Consider the following 18,383-nt stretch of genomic DNA (forward strand, 5'->3'; position numbering starts at 1 on the left):
ACCAATGCGTAAAAAGGAGTGGTAAGATGACCCAGTCACTTGAACCCGGCAGAAATTATACCGGAGAAGAGCTGCAGGAAATGATCCAAAACGAAGATATTCTGCTGCTTTCCTCCAATGAAGATCAGCTGTTTACAGATGCGTCGCGTGAATACAGAGTGGTTTCATGGTATGAGGGATTCCATAGCCAGGGTCCATCCTACCAGACGAAACGGGCTTATATTGTAGAGAAGGTTTAATACTGATGGAGCTGGAGCCAATGTGCCAGCTCTTTTTTAATGTCACTGACTTAAGTACTGTTGTGACAGTGAAGGAATTAAGTGATCTTTTGATGGAAATCACTGATGTTATGAAGGGATTAAATATGGTGTTGATGGAAATAGGCACCCTGAAATCTAACATGAAGGAATTATTATGAAGATTGAGAGAATAGATTTCAGAATGAGGGAATCTTTTCAAACATTGATGCTAATAATCAAGAAATGAAGGAAATCCAGGCGCCGTCCCGCTGCCCCTGTTCCCCGCCGCCGCCTCCTATCAATCCCCGCCCTATCGCCGTCCCGCTACCCCTTCTTCACCCACAAGCCGCCTCTGTCCATTTTCCTAATTATCACATCAAATCTATATTTTTCTGAACATTGTGATAATATGGAAGGGAACAATTGGGAGAAAGGGGTATGTCCATGCTTGAGAAGACGGTCGGTAAAATTGTGAAGGAGATGGCGCATTCATATGGGGATGTGGAAGCGTATGTCTATCCTGAACATCACATTCGCAGGACTTACAGTGAATTTGATCATGAAACAGATGAGCTCGCAAAAGCTTTTATGGGACTTGGCATTGAAAAAGGGGAGCACGTTGCCATTTGGTCTGACAACAAACGTGAATGGCTGTTAAGTCAGTATGCCACCGGGAAAATGGGTGCTGTGCTTGTCACAGTGAATACCAATTATCAACAGGCTGAACTGACTTATCTGCTCGAGCAGTCAGATGCAACGACGCTAATTCTGGGAGAAGAGTTTAAAGGCACTTCTTACATAGATATTATAAACGCAGTGTGTCCAGGCCTCGCTTCTTCGAAAAAAGGACACCTTCAGCAAAGTAAGCTGCCGTATTTAAAAAGGGTGATCGTGATGAGTGATAACGAGTATCCCGGGATTTTTACGTGGTCAGAATTCCAGCAGTTTGCAGTTGCCGTTTCAGATCAGGAGCTGGCTGGTAGACTTGATACACTTGATCCGCAGGACGTGATTAATATTCAATATACGTCCGGCACAACCGGTTTTCCTAAAGGTGTGATGCTTACCCACTACAATATTGTGAATAACGCACAGCTGATTGGTGACTATATGAAGCTGACCTCAAAAGACAGAGTCTGTATTCCAGTGCCATTTTTCCACTGCTTCGGGTGTGTGCTTGGAACGCTTGCTGCCGTTACCCATGGATCAACGATGGTCTTACTGGAACAATTTGATCCACTTAAGGTGCTCAAAGCAGTGCAGGAAGAAAAATGTACTGCTCTGCATGGTGTGCCAACCATGTTTATTGCTGAACTGAATCACCCTGACTACCATACATTTGATACTTCATCACTGCGCACCGGAATTATGGCAGGGTCGCCATGCCCAATTGAAGTCATGAAAAAGGTAATTGGAGACATGGGAGCAGATGAAATTACCATCTGTTACGGCCAGACAGAGTCTTCGCCTGTGATCACCCAGACCAGACCCGATGATGCAATTGAAAAACGTGTAGCCACTGTCGGCAAGCCACATCCCGATGTGGAAGTGAAAATTATCGATCCGGTGTCCGGTCAGGAGGTTCAGACAGGTGAACCCGGTGAGTTATGTACACGGGGCTACCTGATAATGAAAGGCTACTATAAAAATGAAGAAGCCACTGATGCTGCAATTGATCATGAGGGCTGGCTGCATACAGGTGATATTGCTGTGATGGATGAAGACGGTTATATTGCGATTACAGGCCGCATTAAGGATATGATTATCAGAGGCGGCGAAAACATTTATCCAAGAGAGATTGAAGAATTTCTTTACCAGCATCCCGCGATTCAGGATGTACAGGTGGTCGGTGTCCCTGATGCAAGGTACGGGGAGGAGTTAATGGCCTGGATTATTTTAAAAGAAGGCGCAGCACTTACGGAAGAAGAGCTCAGACAATATTGCCGCGGTAAAATATCGCATCATAAAATTCCCAGATATATTGAATTTACTGATGCGTATCCAATGACAGCTTCAGGTAAAATTCAGAAATATGTCTTAAGGGAAATGTCGCTTGAAAAAGCCGGGGTGGAAACATCATAATGGGGAACTGGAGGATGGGACAAATTGTTTCATCCTCTTATTCGTTTCGCTGTACTTGGATTTATCGTTGAACTTAATAACAGGATTGTTTTGTACAAACCTCTTTTCCTCGTGCATTTCATGAAAAAAGACTATATGATATTTCTAACCATATATTTAATCAATATGATCTGATTGCAGGGAGGGATCCAGTTGGAAGAACTGGCGGAAGTTCAACATTTAATAGAAGAGTCAGGCTGGCTTGGTCCTGCACTGTTTATATTGCTTCATCTTGTCAGACCACTGCTGTTTTTACCAGTGATTCTGGTATGTGTAGCGGGTGGCCTGCTGTTTGGCTTTATAGAAGGCGCGATCCTTTCGTTTATTGGGCTCACATTAATGAGCTTTGTTTCATATGTATTGATCTATCGGTTTCCGACCTTCAAACAAAAGCTTTCAAGGCTGAAAGATAAAGTGCTGCCGGACCGTCATTTGTCGATGGGACAAATTATGGTGCTTCGTATTATGCCATTTGTTCACTTTCATCTGCTGTCATTTTACTTAATGGAAATGACGGATACACGGAAGGAATATATGATCTATTCAATGATTGGTGTGATTGCGCCTGCAGTGATTTACACTGCATTTGGGGGTGCGATTCATGAGCTGCCGTGGTATGGAACAGCCATTCTTTTTATTTTACTACTCCTGGTCTACAAAGTGATTGGTAAGATGCATAACGACAAAATGGATACGATCACCTGATCAGCAGCACATCACAAAGGGGTGTGCTGCTGAAGTCTTTTCATAAGTCCATACTGGTTGTTTATCAGAAGCTGCATAATGCCACACTGCAAGCGCAGCACCGCATGCGTCAATGGAGTGTGTCGTTTCTGCTACTTCGTCTGTAAGACCAGTCATCCCCTGCTCTTTTAGCCAGGTAAAGACTTTTGCTCTCATGACCGGGTCCTTTTTATAGTGAAGTGCAGGATCCGGATCACCCATCCGCAACCCGATCGCGGCCCCGGGGTGAACCTCTACAATTTTAATCTTCTGATTTAAGCTTTGCAACATTCTCGTCAGCTGAATGCCTCTCAGTGTAATATATACCATTCTGGTCATGGTAGGCGTCATAATGGAGCTGCCGTTTAAACCGCCTGCTTTTAAGACGCTTCTGAGTGCTTTATCATGAGGACGGTCACCGCCGCCATCCTGATAAGAAAGAGGTGCATCAATTCCGATGATAACTTCTGTTTCAGCTGAACAAGCCTGCACCAGATTCAGAATATCCTGATCTGAGGCATGCGTGATTGATTTTTTTAGGGTCAGACCATCGTTCTTCATATAAAAAGCTGTGGCCACTGTATCCTGGTAGTTAGCTGGACCTGATAAGTCTATTCCAATGATGATCATAGAGACTCTCCTCTGGCATGTATTTCTATTCATCATATCAGCTTCAGAAATTGCGGAACAATTTTTGTGGGCGAAGGGGCCGTCAGTGTTCAAATCATTTCCCTGATGAACCAATTAAACTGAACATATCGTATCAAACCCTGACATCGCCATGAATAAAAGTGCGCTCCCTCATAAGGACAAATGTCCTTTTTCGGCCCTGCTATGATTAGCAGTAAAGGCTAAATAAGACAATGCGGTAGAGATTCACTGTAAAAAGCAGTAAGATTGAAAAAGCACAGAGCTTTGCCACCCAAGGCAAAGCTCTTATTCTTGAAACAAGCAGGTGGACAGCATGAAAATCTGGTATTTAATTATTGCATTATTTCTTATATCTATTAACCTCAGACCGGCGATTACTTCAGTGGCGCCGCTTTTGGATACGATTCAGCAGGACCTGGGTATGAGTGGAACAACAGCGGGACTCCTGACCACGCTGCCTGTTCTGTGTATGGGGATTTTCGCTCCACTCGCCACTAAAATTAGCGAGCGGGTGGGGCTTGAACGCGGAATTTTTTATTCTCTCGTATTGATTACGATTGCCACTGCATTAAGAGGTTTTTTTGGTACGGTTCCTTTATTAATTGTCACAGCATTTTTAGCCGGTGTCGGTATTGGTGTGGCAGGTCCACTGGTGTCGGGCTTTATCAAACAGTATTTTCCAACGAAGCCGGGAGTAGTCGGTGTTTATACAGTTTCTATGGCGATTGGTGCAGGAAGTGCCACAGGTATATCAGCACCTATTTACGAATCAATCGGCAACTGGGAGCCGGCCCTCGCGATCTGGGCAGTGCTTGGTCTGGCTGCAATGATTGTGTGGATCAGATTCCCCGGGAAAAAACAGTCCGGCCTGCCTGAAAAAACACCATTGCCATGGACAAGTGGCAGAGCATGGCTGATTTTATTGTTTTTCGGATTAATGTCGAGTATTTTCTATTCTGTCACAGCATGGGGCGCTCCGATTATTCAGAGTATGGGGTATAACTCAGTTGTTGCAGGTTCAATGTTAACTGCATTCGTCTTAATTCAGATTCCTTCTTCTTTTATCATTCCAAGTCTTGTTGCCAGGTTTGGTTATGTATTTCCAACACTGCTTGGCTGCACAGTCATTGAGCTTTCAGGCGTGATCCTGCTGATTTCAGACGGACACCCGCTGATTGCCATGCTATTAATCGGACTTGGAGCAGGAGGTCTGTTTCCGCTGGCGCTGATGCTCCCAATTATCGAAACGAATTCTTATCAGAAAGCGAGCGCATGGGCGGCCATGTCACAGGGTGGCGGTTATGTCATTTCTGCACTCGGTCCGCTCGGAGTTGGTGCAGTATACGATGTCACAGGGAGCTATATTAACGCGCTTTATGGAATGACCGCGATCATCTGTATGATGGGCGTGCTTCAGGTCATGCTATGGGTAACAGCTGAAAGCACCAGGTTAAAGAAACAGCGTTGATTTTACTGAGAAAGCCTGTGTAGATTTAACGGAACAGGGGTAAGTGAAGGATAGAGGTGGTTGAATATGAGAGCATATACTGATATCCGTTCAGATGAAGAGCTGGATCATATGATGAATCAACCGTTAAGTGTTGTCTATATCTCAAGAAATGGCTGCAGTGTCTGTCATGCGCTCCTTCCAAAAATCCAGCAGGTAATGGAAACGTATCCCGGGGTTGAATTCGGTCACATTACTGCAGATGATTATGAAGAGGTTGCAGGGAAACTGTCGATTTTCACTGTGCCGGTTGTGCTGATCTTTTCTGAAGGAAAAGAGCTATTAAGAGATGCCCGTTTTATCCGGATTGATGAGTTCAGGGAATCATTAGATAAAATGACTGTTCTTCTCGAACGGTAAAAAGGCAGGCTGATATGCTTGCCTTTTTGCGATCTGTTTATTATCATTACTACATTATAATTATTATAAATAAGAGAAAAGGAAGTAATGGTCATGACAAAGGATACGAAGGCTGCGATACAGTTCAGCCATGTCAATTATCAATCAGGCGATACAAAAATATTACATGATATCACCGGCTGGTTCCCTAAGAACAGAATCACAACACTTGTAGGACCATCCGGAGCGGGTAAAACGACGCTTTTCAGACTATGTAACGGGCTTATTTCCCCGGACTCAGGTGAGATCTATATAGATGATCAGAAAATTTCGTCGTACAATCCGGTGGAACTCAGAAGAAAGGTAGGAATTGCGCTGCAAACTGCTGTCATGGTGCCGGGCACCGTGCGTAAAAATATGGCGCTGCCTTTTGAGCTTCAGGGAAAAGAACTGCCTGAGGAAACAGCGGAAGAGATGATCAAACTGGTCGGACTTGATAAAAGCTATCTTGACCGTGATGCAAAGGATCTATCGGGTGGACAGCGTCAGAAGGTTTCGATTGCCCGGACACTTGTAATGAAGCCTGAAATCCTGCTGCTGGATGAAATTACGTCATCACTTGACCGCGTATCACAGCAGGAAATCGAAGAATTAATCGTCAGAATCAATCACACCTATCAAACGACAATTATGTGGATAACACATAATCTGAAACAGGCACTATCCATCGGTGAATACACGTGGGTCATGATGGATGGAGAGCTTGTGGAAACAGGTGAAAGCAGTCTGCTGAAAGATCCGCAGAACAAGAGAGTTCAGACCTTTGTAAAGGGGGAAGCAGAATGAGTTTTCTATTACTTGGTTTATCCCTCATTTTCGTATTAATTCCCCTTCTTTTATCAAAGACACTGAACCTTGGACTTGAAAAGGATGCTGTCGTGGCGACAATCAGAGCGATCATTCAGCTCCTTGCAGTCGGTTATATTCTGCAGTTTGTGTTTGATGCTGAGAACTTTTTCTATATCTTTTTAATGGTTGTCTTAATTATTGGTGCAGCGGTTCAGAATGCACGTAAAAAAGGTGTTTCAATCAAAGGGATTACATGGAAGCTGATTGTCACGTTTGTCTTTATTGAAGTCTTGACGCAGGGCATTTTACTCGGCCTGAATATTACACCTGCGACTGCACAGTACATTATTCCAATCAGCGGCATGGTGATCGGAAATTCAATGGTCTTATCAATTCTGTTTTTAAACCGCTTTACTTCTGAAATTGAATCCAGGGAAAGTGAAACTGAACTGATTCTGTCATTAGGCGGAACACCGAAGCAGGCGATTCACCGCCCGCTGATCTCATCAATTCAGGCAAGCACCATCCCGACGATCGAAAGTCAGAAGACGATAGGTCTGGTGCAGCTTCCCGGTATGATGAGCGGTCAGATTATTGCAGGGGCAGATCCGCTGCAGGCTGTCATGTTCCAGCTGTTGATCATCTTTCTTTTACTGACGACAGCTGTCGTGACAAGTGCGATGCTTGGATTCCTGTCTTACCCGACGCTGTTTAATGAGCGGATGCAGCTGCTGAAGCCTCAGAAAAAATAAAGCAAATAATTTTTGCGTAGACGCACACCTGGAATGGTCGTATAATTTTTAAAAATGAATCTGATAAGGGCAAACTTCTCCGAAAGGGAAGGACGCAAAGCTGTGAGCCTGTGTGGTATTCATATGGTTGTCTGGCTGCCGGGTTCTCATTCTGTGGGACCCACCTTATAGAATGGAGGACCAGGTGAAAAAGGTTATTTGTTCTGCGCTGTTATGTCTGATTGTGGGAATGGTGTGCAGTATGGCGATGCCGGTAAAAGCTTCAACGATTGAAAAAGCTACATGGTTATGGAATCCGTGGTCTCTAATTGATGGAACGACTGAGACACTGGACTTTTTGTCTGAAAAGCAGGTAACAAAAGTGTACGTACAGATCGATCGGGATGTTTCTGCTGACGTCTACCGTTCGTTTATTAAAGGCGCAACTGCAAGAGGAATTGATGTATATGCGCTCGATGGTGCACCTGACTGGGCCGCACCAAAAGGGTATCTCCAGCTCAGGCAGTTACTCGGCTGGGTTGAGCAATATCAGCAGGCTTCAGCAAACGAATCGGATTTTAAAGGTATTCACCTGGATGTAGAGCCATACCTGTATAGCGGATGGAATTCGAAGCGGGTAACTGTCGTTAAAGCCTATCAATCTCTCATTAAAGAAGCCTCAGTTAAAGCAGTTCAGCTGAATATTCGTATGGAAGCGGACGTTCCTTTCTGGTTTGACGAGATCAAATTCAAAAACACCTACGGAAGCGGGCTGCTGTCTGACTGGGTTCAGCAGCATACTGACGGAATTACAATTATGGCTTACCGTGATTCAGCTGCAGCGATTACGCCTATAGTGCTGCATGAACTGGCGGTTGGTGATCAGCTTGGAAAACCTGTTGTGATCGGTGTAGAGACAGGTCAGACAAGTGAAGGTGAGTATCTTACGTTTATTCAGGAAGGCGAAGCTGTAATGAATAGCGAGCTTGAAAAAGTAGTTCAGCAGGTAAAGAGTTTTCAGAGCTTTAATGGTTTTGCCATTCATCATACTGAGAGCTGGAAAGCCCTAAAGCCTTAAATAATAAAGAACTTTCCCAAAATTTGAGGGAAAGTTCTTTTTCATTGTTAAAAGAGTTGTATAATAGGGAAAAAAGAACGAAAAAGAGCAATGGAAATACGAACATTTACATAGGATGTGGGCATATGAGTACAAAATATCAGGAGATGTTAAATAAACGTATTGAACAGACAGTAATGGAGTGGAGTGCAAAACATGCTGTCACTGAAGATGAATGCTATCGCTTTTTCCATGGATTAAAAGGAACAGCCGGGACGATTGGATTGACAGCGTTGTCTGATCAGGCTGAAAAAGCCCTGGCAGAGCTGGAGGAAGACGGCACGCGGATCCTCACGGGGGAAGAATGGCGGAAATTCTTTGCGCATGATCAAATAAAAGCATTCACGCAGGAAGCGGCAACCATTGAGCAGCTGGAAGAGATTCAGGGGGAACTGGATGATCAGCCTGAATCAGTGCCCTTTATCCTGATGATTGAAAAAGATGTTGAGTTCATTAAAAGAATGAAAGGCTTCCTTGAAGAGAATGCCTTTCAAGTCATTACAACGATGACACTTTCAAAAGGCCTTGAACATTACTATGACCTTTCACCGGATCTGCTGATTGTTGATCTGGATTTATTATCTGAAGGGGAAGAATTACTGATCAGTGAAATGATGAAAAAAGCGAGAAAAGATTTAACGCCGATTATTTTAGTCAGTGGTGAGCTTACAGACGAGAAAAGAATAGCGGCTTATGAGATGGGTGTGCTTGATGTAATTGGTAAGCCGATTAATGAAAATATCATTATTCCTTTTTTAAGGAACAGGATATTCCAGCGCAACATGCTGCTTGGACAAATCAGGAATGACTTTTTGACTGGTGCGTTAAAAAGAGATTGTCTTGAGCATGAAGTGCTGCAGGTGACGAAAAAAATGCTTGAAGGGGAAACGGGATCTGCTGTTTTTGCGATGGTTGACCTGGATCATTTTAAGCAGGTGAATGATACTTATGGACATCCGGCAGGGGATGAAGTGTTGAGAACCTTTGCAAAAATCATTTTGGAAACAAAGGATCCGGCAGACCGGCTGATCCGCTTTGGGGGAGAAGAATTTTCTGTTGTATTCCCTGAGTCAACTTACGAGGAAGCTGAGAAAAAGATTCAGAACTGGCGTGAGGCTTTCAATCAGCATGTATTTTCATCAGGTGAACAGGAATTTAACGTTCAATTTTCCGCTGGTCTGAATGAATGGCATGGTGCCGTTCATATCAAGGAAATTCTCGAGTGTGCGGATAAATCTCTTTATTACGCAAAAGAAAATGGACGTAATTGTACTGTCCGGTACTCAGAAGTCATCAAATTACAACTTGCAACCGAGCAGATGGTGCTGATTGTGGTGGATGATGATGAACTGGTGAGAGAAATGCTGAAGGATCATTTTGAAAGGCGCGGAAAAGTTGGCGGTCGCTCAGTGGATGTTAAAACGTATGCAAATGGCGTGGATTTTCTTCAGGGTGACTGGTATACAGCGGGGAAGAAATATATGATTCTGCTGGATGGCATGATGCCAAAGATGGACGGAATAGAAGTGCTCGCAAAGCTGAGAGAAGCATATGGCACGAGAAATATACTTGTTTCAATGCTGACGGCGAGACAGGGTGATCAGGAGGTTGAACGGGCATTGGGACTCGGTGCTGATGATTATATGGTGAAGCCTTTTAACGTAAGGGAAGTGGCTTCAAGAATTGACCGTATGATGGAAAGGATGTTCAGTTAATGGTCACAGTAGTGCTATGGATTTCAGGTGTGTTTTTGCTGCTGCAGGTCGCTTTGTTGATCTATTTATCACTCATGAAGCAAAAAGGAATCCGAACCGATCAGGAGGTCTCCGGGGTTTATCAGCAAGTGCTGAGTCCTTACCTTGCATATTTAGCAGGGGAGAACGATCATGAACCGGATCTGCCGTCAGATGAGCAGGTTCGTGTAAAAGTACTCGAAAAGCTCCTTTCAGGATATGCTTCAAATATCAAAGGAGCGGAGAATGAAAAACGTATGAGCCATACAGCTGAGCGCTTTCTGGCTGATCATTACAGGGGTATTCTGCTGAAAGGAAGCTGGGCAGAGCGTGTGAATACTCTCTTCTTCATTGAAGATTTTCATCTGAAAACGCTCCAGTCAGAAGTGAAGAAACATTATCTCTCACTGAAGGATGAGGATGAAGAGTATAGGCAGTCACTTCGTGTTCTGGCTTCATTTGGTGATGAGAGCGTTCTGCAGGTGCTGAAAAGCGGGGAAGCTATTTCAATCGGGTTCATGAAGGAATGCTTGAGGAGACTGCCGGGAAGTTCTTTAGAACAATTGAAAGCAGATCAGGAGCTGCCTGTTCCGGTAAAGCTTGGCATGATCTCTTATTTTGGTGAGACGGGATTTTATGAGCACTTGCCATATGTCGAAGCTCATATTCAGCATAAAGAAAAGGAAGTCCGGCTGAAATCTCTCGCTGCTTTATGCCAGTACAGATATATTTCATCAGCGGATAAAATCTCTCCATTTCTGACTTCTGATTTGTGGGAGGAGAGAATGTACGCTGCCCGTCTTTCGGGGCTCCTTCAACTGACGAGATATTCCACCTCCTTAATGCAGCTCGCCGGCGATCCGAACTGGTGGGTGCGCTTTGCTGCTTGTGAAGCGCTGAAGCAAATGCCGGACGGTGAAATCCTGCTGACTTTTGCAGCGGAAGGGCATGAAGATCTGTATGCAAGAGATATGGCCAAACAGCTTCAAACGTTGAGAACGGGGGTGGGCAGATAATGGAATGGCTGAGTTGGCTTGTGTATACTGCAGCAATCGTCATCATTATTTATATGGCTTCTGTCTCACTATTGTACATTGGTATGTTTCTGGTGGCAGGACCAAGAATAAGGAAAGAGCGGCAGCTGAATCGTGAAGCCCATATAGAAGAGATTTCAATGAATAAGGATACTTTTCCGATCTCTGTACTGGTTCCTGCCTACAATGAAGAAGTAGGGGTTGTCAGTACTGCAAGGTCCATGCTTGCTCTGAATTACCCTCAATTTGAAGTGATCGTGATTGATGACGGATCTTCTGACCGGACGAGTGAACGTGTAATTGCTGAGTTCAGGATGAAGGAGATTGATCTGGCTATCCGCCGCTATTTTGATACAGCAGAGGTTGAACGGGCTTTTCAATCTACTTTATTTCCACACCTCTTTTTAATTCAAAAGCAAAACGGGGGAAAGGCAGATGCGCTGAATGCAGGTATTAACTTTTCAAAATATCCTTATTTTGCTGCGATTGATGGCGACTCCCTTTTAGACCGTGACGCGCTGCTGAAAACGATGAAGCCGATCATTGATTCAAATGGAAAGGTAACAGCCACAGGGGGAACCGTCCGGATTGCCAATGGGTCAAGGATTGTCAGAAGTGAAGTGGAAGAGATCGCCCTGCCGAAAACACCAATTGTACTGATGCAGATTATTGAATACTTCAGAGCGTTTCTTATCGGCCGGCTGGGCTTAAGCAGGATGAATATGCTGCTGATTGTGTCAGGAGCTTTTGGTGTTTTTGAAAAGAACCGCGTGATTAAGGCAGGCGGTTATAAGGTGAACACAGTTGGTGAGGATATGGAGCTCATTGTCAGGATGCATAAATCAATTAAAGATGAGCAGTCTGATCAGCGGATTGAGTATATTCAGGATCCGGTCTGCTGGACTGAGGCGCCTTCGACTGTCAGTTCTCTCAGGTCCCAGCGAAGAAGATGGCAAAGAGGGCTGGCAGAGACGCTCTGGACACATAAATCTATGCTGTTGAATCCAAAGTATAAAGGCATAGGGCTCTTTGCGCTTCCGTATTATCTGTTTGTGGAGCTGCTGAGTGCGGTATTCGAATTAATCGGTTATGTCATCATCATTGCCGGGCTTCTGTTTGCCTTTATTTCCTGGGAAATCACTGTGGTTATGTTTCTTGCAACGGTCGTATATGGTTCGCTCATTTCAAGTCTTGCCGTATTGCTTGAGGAATGGACCTATCATAAATATCCGGATGTTAAAAGTCTGCTGAAATTGTTTGGGTGGTCCTTAACCGAAGCGTTCTGGTATCGTCCGCTGACTGTTTTATGGAGATGTGAAGGGCTGGTTGCTGCCATTCGTCAGAAAGGTTCATGGGGGAACATGCAGCGAAAAGGAATTTCTGAAGAGGAAGCTGCGTAAAAAAGTCCGGGACGAAAAATATGTCCCGGACTTTTACTTATTCACTGGATTTAAATAATTCCTGAAGTATATAATATGAATCTTTTAATCTTTCTTCAGATTGCGGAATGTCCCACTTTTCCCACGTATAAGGCTCAAAAGGTGTCTGTTCAATCATTTCCTGGTCATTGCTGCTGATGATCGCTGCTGAAATATCAATCGCATCAATCTCAATAGATGACGTCAGACCATCCTGCTGAATATCACCGGTGAATTCCCGCTGGCTCGGATCTTTAGCGTTGAGCAGCATCCATGGAATGCGGATTTCGAGCAGTCCGTCATCAGTGTAGTAATAGTCTGAAAGTGAATCATATTCCTCGTGATCAGGGTCTCCAATACCAAACTTTAATGCGCCGGTTTCGTAGCTGTCAAAAGGCATTAACTCGTTTGTATCAGGTCTGATAAACGCTTTATTCAGCGCCAGTCTGATCGGGTGGAATTCATCGGGTTCTTCATTATCCGGAATCATATCAAGCGTTGTAGCATAGTCAAAGTAAAAAGTATCATAATCTCCTGCTACTTCCAGATCAGCCTCTTTCCCTTTGAATCTCGCTCTAAAGTCAGCGGGCCCTTTGCCAGTCTCAATCCCTTTATCAGGTCTTATACTGAAGTAAAGATCGAGCCATTGGTCCTTAAAGAAAGTATCTGAAAGCTCTGGTACAGCTAATTGGAGATACAGATATCGCTCGTCATGCAATACCTTCAGTTCCTTAATCAGGTCTGAATATTGACCGAGACTCTTTGCTTCTTCATCAGCCTCTCCGTTAATTCTTCCAAGATGTCTGTCAAAGCTCAGCAGACCAAATTGCTGCTCGTTTGTCTGTGCATTTGACCAGTATGGCCGTCTGTCGGGATTATCATAATCCATCGTATTCCACGTCCGCTTAAACCATTCATCCTGCCATGTAAATACAAGCCCCCCGAGCATATCGAGGTGAAGGATATCTTCATATAGACTTGTAAGGATTTCTCCCTGCTCTGTTTCTTCAATAAATCCCTGATTCCATCCAAAAGGATTTTCATGTGTTTTGCCTCTTGAAGCAGGGATACCGAATTCTGCAATCAGAATGGGCAGGTCATGACTTGCTTTCAGGTCTGCTAAATAACCTGCATAGTTATTAGGCTCGCCTCTGTGGTCGATATATTCTGTGTATTTTTCCTCCAGGTTTAAAAAGTCCGGATAATATGGATACACATGATAAGAGGCGAACATGCCCACTTCTGTCAGATCACCGGATACAGAAATATGATTTGGATCCACTGTTGCCAGATCCTCCTGTTCAGACGGCTCAGCAGGATGCTCCAGGTTATCTGTTGTAACCCAGTTGGTAAAGCTTAATGGCCGCATGCTTTTATATTCTTCTAGCTCGTATTCGATAAGGTATTCGAATTGCTCTGCAAGCCAGATCTCCATCGGCTCGGCGTTCTCAGTAGAAATGTATTTCCCAGTAAAGTCTTCCATATCAGGATACTGGGATTTCATCTGATCTACCATCAGCGGATACCACTCTATTCCAATCATCCAGCCAATCACATATTGAGAAACATCCGAGCGGTATACGCCGGAAGCGTGACCGGGTACGTGGTCAATATTCGCATTTCCATGAATGGCATCCGTAATGTGCTGAATCTCTTCTCTGAAAGCTTGTGTACTTTCTTCGTTAAAAGCATCCAGTGTTTCTTCAAGCGGTTCCTCATCAGCCCATACACCGTGCATCAAATAAATCGGCTCTTCCGCCTGCTCGTTATATGCAGCAAGAGAGTCATAAAATGCAGGGGGGTGAAGTGTATAGACCCGAACTGTATTGGCATTCATTTCTCCGATCATGTCGAACCATCTGTCATACTCTTCTCTTGTAATTGCAGCCTCTCCCGGGAAGTAGCCAGGCTTGCCCATCCCCATGTTAACGCCTTTGATTGTAATTGGTTGCCACTCACTGCCGCGGTAAACTTCATATTGCTGTTCATTTATTCTTGCAGGGTATGAAATGTCATTGATTGAAGCCTGCGTTTCTTTAGCAGAATCCTGAACGCTAGCAGAATCTGATGTTTCTGACGCAAGGTCAAACGTCTTATTAATCATAGGAGCTGCTGTCCGCCAGAAAAAACTTTTATCAGGAGAAAATGTTTCAGGTGATAACCATTTCTGCACAGTAGCCATACCTGAAACCTGAAAGTATGACGGCAGGCTTTCAATATCAGCATAATCTCCTGCGAAATAGGTGATATTCGCCTGCTGTTTTGTATGATGCAACACAGCTGGAAATTGCTCAGGAAGTCCAGCTTCTTTCAGTTTTGCACTTCCGCTTGAGCTTGGTGACCAGTCATACCAGGCTGCAACATCACCTTCGTCCTGAGGGATCAGAATATCAAACCAATAGCGGTAGCCGGGGCTTTCTTCAAGGTCAAAAAGTTCCTTTCCTTTCTCAGTGAAATTCAGCCTGATTGCTGTTTCATCAAAATCATTCTGGTCAAGAACGAGAATGCTGTCTGAAGATTCGTTCAGCAAGATAAACCCTTCGCCTTCATACTGCCAGTCACCCTGTGATGTCTCATAATGATCAATCATCCACGAGGGAACTTCATCGCCTTCCAAAGAAGGGAAGTAACGGCCAATCCATCCCGTCCAATCAGCCTTGATGAATTCCATTACATCCTGCTTTACATTGTCAGATGTGGGAGAAGCAAAAGAATTAAACTCCATTACAAGGTCAGTATCCTCGCTTAACACCTGATTTTTAATGAGGCTCCAATCCTCCTGCTTCAGTCCGCCCTCAATCAGGTCGCTGCTCCCTGGTGTAGCTTCGCCGTCTGGAGACCAGGGGAGATCAGACTCATATACACCATAAGTATCAGCAATATAAATTAAATCTTTTCCCGTCAATGACGACGGGAAAAGATAATTGTCGACAGATTCAGCCTGCTCATCTGTCTTCAATCCGATATAATCATTTTCTTCATTAAATTCAGTACCATCAGATTTTTGATAATGGTAGTGATTCAATAGCCAGGTTAGGCTGTGGTGCTCGCGGTATTTTTCGTCGGGCACTGTATAATCAATAATACTAATGTTCAGTTCGGTATGGCTTTTTGAAAACCAAATCATAACAGGGAGTATAATAATCACAATCAGTCCTATGCTGAAAACCAGTAGCTTTTTCAATGATTTGAACCTCGCTTTTCATGTCATAAAATCTTATTTATTATTAATAATAGTCTGAAAGTCTTGTTTGAACAATAAAAAATACCCACTTTTATAAAAAGTGGGTACGGTTTGTGAAGTATAGCTATTATCCTTTCAAATCCCGCTGTTTATAACTGTAAACACCTGCTGTATATAAAATCGCAGCAAACAGCGTCAAAAGTAAAAGAGGGATTAGGCTCAGATCTTCACCCGGAATCTGCGGTACATGTCCAAACGGTGATAACTTACCCGGCCATTCAGGCAGCTGGAGTAACCCGCCAAGGTACACAACGAGAAATGAATAAATTAAATATCCCCAGGCAATAGAAGTGATGGAAGGCTTATAGCCGGTGAATAAAGTTCCGATGCCGACCATTACCCAGATTGCAGGCAGATAGACGAGCCCTGCTGTTATCACTGTACTAAATGGCATGGGTTCGTCCATTACAGGGACAGAGGCGCCCCATAGGCTGACTGTAGCAATGACCATCATAAGAGAGCCGAATATCAAAGCAACAGCAAGGTAGCTTAGGAACACTTTTTGTCTGGAAACTGCACGGGCATAAATGTTCTCCATCCGGTTTTTGTTTTCCTCTGATTTTAACTTGAAGAAAAACATGAGGGCCGGCACCGCAGCCATCATAGACATAATTGCCATCAGCATAGAAACGAACTGCTCTGTCAGTGTCAGGCCGCTTTCAGGGTCAACCATATTACTTAACATTTCATTGCTTCCGAAAAATGACTCGAGATCCCCAAGGACCGAACCATAAGAAGCACCAATTGCCATGAGGGCAACTCCCCAGACAATGATACTTGTTCTGAGCAGTCTCAGTGCAAGACCGAATGGACTGAGAAGGAATGGAGATGCATGTTTCCGTCCCGGTTTTGCAGGAAGCATTCCGCTCCCCAAATCCCTTTTAAATAAAAGACTGAATGCTGTTCCCGCGAAAAAAAGGCTGCCTGCAACGAGTAAAAATAGTGGACTGATCAGGTTATTTACATACACCTCAGTTTTTAACGTCCATCCAAGTGGTGAAAACCATGATACTGTCTCATTACTCACATCACCAAATGCTCTTATGATATATGATAAACCAAGTACTAAAAAAGCAAAGCCGGTGGCACCGCGGCTGCTTTCAGAAAGCTGGGCAAAAAACGCTGTAACTCCTGCAAAAAAAAGCCCCGTAGCGCCAATTGCTGCACCATATAAAAATGAATCCCCCACAGGCACAGTTTCAATTCCAAGTATACTTAAGGAACTGCCTAGAGAAAGTGCCAGCAGCAACTGTGAAATGCCCATTGTAATTAATACAGCAGTTAACGGTGCCAGTCTGCCTGCAGGAAGTGAACCGATCATTTCAGAACGGCCATCTTCCTCATCGCCCCGCGTATGCTTTGCTGTCAGCAGAATCGTCATCACTGCTGCCAAAATGGCAGTGAAAAGCAGCATCTGATGGGCCATCATCGGACCGGTTGTGTAATTTTCAAGTCCATATCCAGGCCCCACCATTGCGGTCATCGCAGGATTTCTCATTGTTTCCGCCACTGCAAATCGCTCAGCCTCCGATTGATAAAGGTCCTCAAACGCCCAGGCAGTCAGTAGGGTGAGTGCAGTGATCGATAAAATCCAAATGATCATTTTTAATAAGTCTGCGCGTAAATAAAACTTTATCAGTGATCCTGTCTGATAAAAATTCTTTCGGCTCATCGCTGATCACTTCCTGTCCCTTCATAGTGGCGCATAAACAAATCTTCAAGTGTTGGCGGTGTGCTCTCCAGCCTGGTGATACCAAGTGTACTCAGTTTTTTAATCACGATATCCAGTGCTTCCGCATCCACCTGAAGTGACGTTCCTTTTTCAGTATGCTTTACATCATGTACGCCCGGAAGATCACTGATTCCATTCAGTGGAGCTCTTGTTTCTACCACCAAATTTGTTCTTGTCAGATGGCGCATCTCATCCAATGAACCTGATTCAATGATTTCACCCTGTCTGATAATCGCAACCCGGTCGCATAACCGTTCAACCTCAGACAGAATATGGCTTGAAAGCAATACACTTTTGCCTTCAGATTTTGCTTCCAGTACGCACTCCTGGAATACACGTTCCATCAGCGGATCCAGCCCTGAAGTTGGTTCATCCAGAATGAACAGTTCAGCATCTGATGCAAAGGCAGCAACGAGTGTCACTTTTTGTCTGTTCCCTTTTGAGTAAGTACGGCATTTTTTTGATGGATCCAGTTGAAATCTTTTAATCAGCTCCTGCTTTTTCTCTGGGTTATAGCTGTCCCGTAACTTTAAGAATAAATCAATAACTTCTCCGCCAGTCAGGTTTGGCCATAAATTGGCGTCACCCGGGACATATGCAATCCGCTTGTGAATGTCTACTGAATCCTTCCACACGTCTAATCCAAAAATTGAAGCGCCACCTGAAGTCGGCTTAATAATGCCAAGCAGTGTCCGGATCGTTGTTGATTTCCCGGCGCCATTCGGTCCGATAAACCCAAAAATTTCTCCTTTGCGAATCGTGAAACTGACGTCTTTCAATGCCTGGAATTTTCCAAACCTTTTTGATAAATGTTCAATGTGAAGTATGGTCATATGAGACCCTCCTTAATATGATTTTTAAAATTGTTGAAATTCAAGCGTCACGGGGAGAGTTGCCCGCTTTTTAACTAACACCTATTTCATAAAAGTTTTAAACTATTTTACT

General features: G+C 44.1%; 16 protein-coding genes and 1 riboswitch. Of the genes, 12 read left to right on the forward strand and 4 right to left on the reverse strand.

Going from position 1 to position 18,383, the window contains the following annotated elements; genetic code table 11:
- Positions 1-26: 26 nt before the first annotated feature.
- From UFB30_RS01385 to UFB30_RS01400, 4 genes are all read left to right on the forward strand, one after another.
- Positions 27-239, forward strand: coding sequence for a hypothetical protein (locus UFB30_RS01385; RefSeq protein WP_322419878.1), 213 nt, complete (start codon positions 27-29; stop codon positions 237-239).
- Between the two features lie 20 nt (positions 240-259).
- The gene (locus UFB30_RS01390; protein WP_322419879.1) at positions 260-418 is read left to right on the forward strand and encodes a hypothetical protein; all 159 of its coding nucleotides are present in this window, start codon (positions 260-262) and stop codon (positions 416-418) included.
- Positions 419-677: 259 nt separating this feature from the next.
- Positions 678-2,321: an AMP-binding protein gene (locus UFB30_RS01395; protein ID WP_322419880.1), complete on the forward strand. Its 1,644-nt coding sequence runs from the start codon at positions 678-680 to the stop codon at positions 2,319-2,321.
- 192 nt (positions 2,322-2,513) lie between these two features.
- Complete coding sequence (locus UFB30_RS01400) at positions 2,514-3,065, forward strand: TVP38/TMEM64 family protein (protein WP_322419881.1); 552 nt, start codon at positions 2,514-2,516, stop codon at positions 3,063-3,065.
- Here UFB30_RS01400 and UFB30_RS01405 read toward each other — a convergent pair whose 3' ends face one another.
- Positions 3,066-3,713, reverse strand: coding sequence for a DUF429 domain-containing protein (locus UFB30_RS01405; protein WP_322419882.1), 648 nt, complete (start codon positions 3,711-3,713; stop codon positions 3,066-3,068). It lies immediately after the preceding gene.
- 334 nt (positions 3,714-4,047) lie between these two features.
- On the opposite strand from UFB30_RS01405, the gene UFB30_RS01410 reads away from it, so the two are divergent.
- From UFB30_RS01410 to UFB30_RS01445, 8 genes are all read left to right on the forward strand, one after another.
- Entirely contained in the window at positions 4,048-5,202 is a 1,155-nt protein-coding gene (locus tag UFB30_RS01410; RefSeq protein WP_322419883.1) for an MFS transporter, read from the forward strand.
- Positions 5,203-5,268: 66 nt separating this feature from the next.
- Entirely contained in the window at positions 5,269-5,601 is a 333-nt protein-coding gene (locus UFB30_RS01415) for a thioredoxin family protein (RefSeq protein ID WP_322419884.1), read from the forward strand.
- A gap of 93 nt (positions 5,602-5,694) precedes the next feature.
- Entirely contained in the window at positions 5,695-6,426 is a 732-nt protein-coding gene (locus UFB30_RS01420; protein WP_322419885.1) for an ABC transporter ATP-binding protein, read from the forward strand.
- Entirely contained in the window at positions 6,423-7,181 is a 759-nt protein-coding gene (locus UFB30_RS01425; protein WP_322419886.1) for an ABC transporter permease, read from the forward strand. Before UFB30_RS01420 ends, UFB30_RS01425 begins: the two co-directional genes overlap by 4 nt.
- 58 nt (positions 7,182-7,239) lie before the next feature.
- A riboswitch (cyclic di-GMP riboswitch) is annotated at positions 7,240-7,324 on the forward strand.
- 41 nt (positions 7,325-7,365) lie between these two features.
- Positions 7,366-8,238, forward strand: coding sequence for an amidase (locus UFB30_RS01430; RefSeq protein ID WP_322419887.1), 873 nt, complete (start codon positions 7,366-7,368; stop codon positions 8,236-8,238).
- A 125-nt stretch (positions 8,239-8,363) separates the two neighbouring features.
- Positions 8,364-9,992 (forward strand): GGDEF domain-containing response regulator, encoded by a 1,629-nt coding sequence (locus UFB30_RS01435; RefSeq protein ID WP_322419888.1) that lies wholly within the window; start codon positions 8,364-8,366, stop codon positions 9,990-9,992.
- On the forward strand, positions 9,992-11,026 hold the full coding sequence (locus UFB30_RS01440) for a HEAT repeat domain-containing protein (RefSeq protein ID WP_322419889.1): 1,035 nt from the start codon (positions 9,992-9,994) through the stop codon (positions 11,024-11,026). The genes UFB30_RS01435 and UFB30_RS01440 overlap by 1 nt, the downstream gene beginning before the upstream one ends.
- A complete protein-coding gene (locus tag UFB30_RS01445) occupies positions 11,026-12,444 on the forward strand; it encodes a glycosyltransferase family 2 protein (protein ID WP_322419890.1) in 1,419 nt (472 codons plus the stop codon). Before UFB30_RS01440 ends, UFB30_RS01445 begins: the two co-directional genes overlap by 1 nt.
- Before the next feature lie 37 nt (positions 12,445-12,481).
- Here UFB30_RS01445 and UFB30_RS01450 read toward each other — a convergent pair whose 3' ends face one another.
- The 3 genes from UFB30_RS01450 to UFB30_RS01460 form a co-directional block, all read right to left on the reverse strand.
- The gene (locus tag UFB30_RS01450; protein WP_322419891.1) at positions 12,482-15,646 is read right to left on the reverse strand and encodes a hypothetical protein; all 3,165 of its coding nucleotides are present in this window, start codon (positions 15,644-15,646) and stop codon (positions 12,482-12,484) included.
- Positions 15,647-15,773: 127 nt separating this feature from the next.
- On the reverse strand, positions 15,774-17,378 hold the full coding sequence (locus tag UFB30_RS01455) for an ABC transporter permease (protein WP_322419892.1): 1,605 nt from the start codon (positions 17,376-17,378) through the stop codon (positions 15,774-15,776).
- A complete protein-coding gene (locus tag UFB30_RS01460) occupies positions 17,375-18,271 on the reverse strand; it encodes an ABC transporter ATP-binding protein (RefSeq protein WP_322419893.1) in 897 nt (298 codons plus the stop codon). The genes UFB30_RS01455 and UFB30_RS01460 overlap by 4 nt, the downstream gene beginning before the upstream one ends.
- Between the last annotated feature and the right edge of the window lie 112 nt (positions 18,272-18,383).

Source organism: Jeotgalibacillus haloalkalitolerans, assembly GCF_034427455.1.
Lineage (GTDB): Bacteria > Bacillota > Bacilli > Bacillales > Jeotgalibacillaceae > Jeotgalibacillus > Jeotgalibacillus haloalkalitolerans.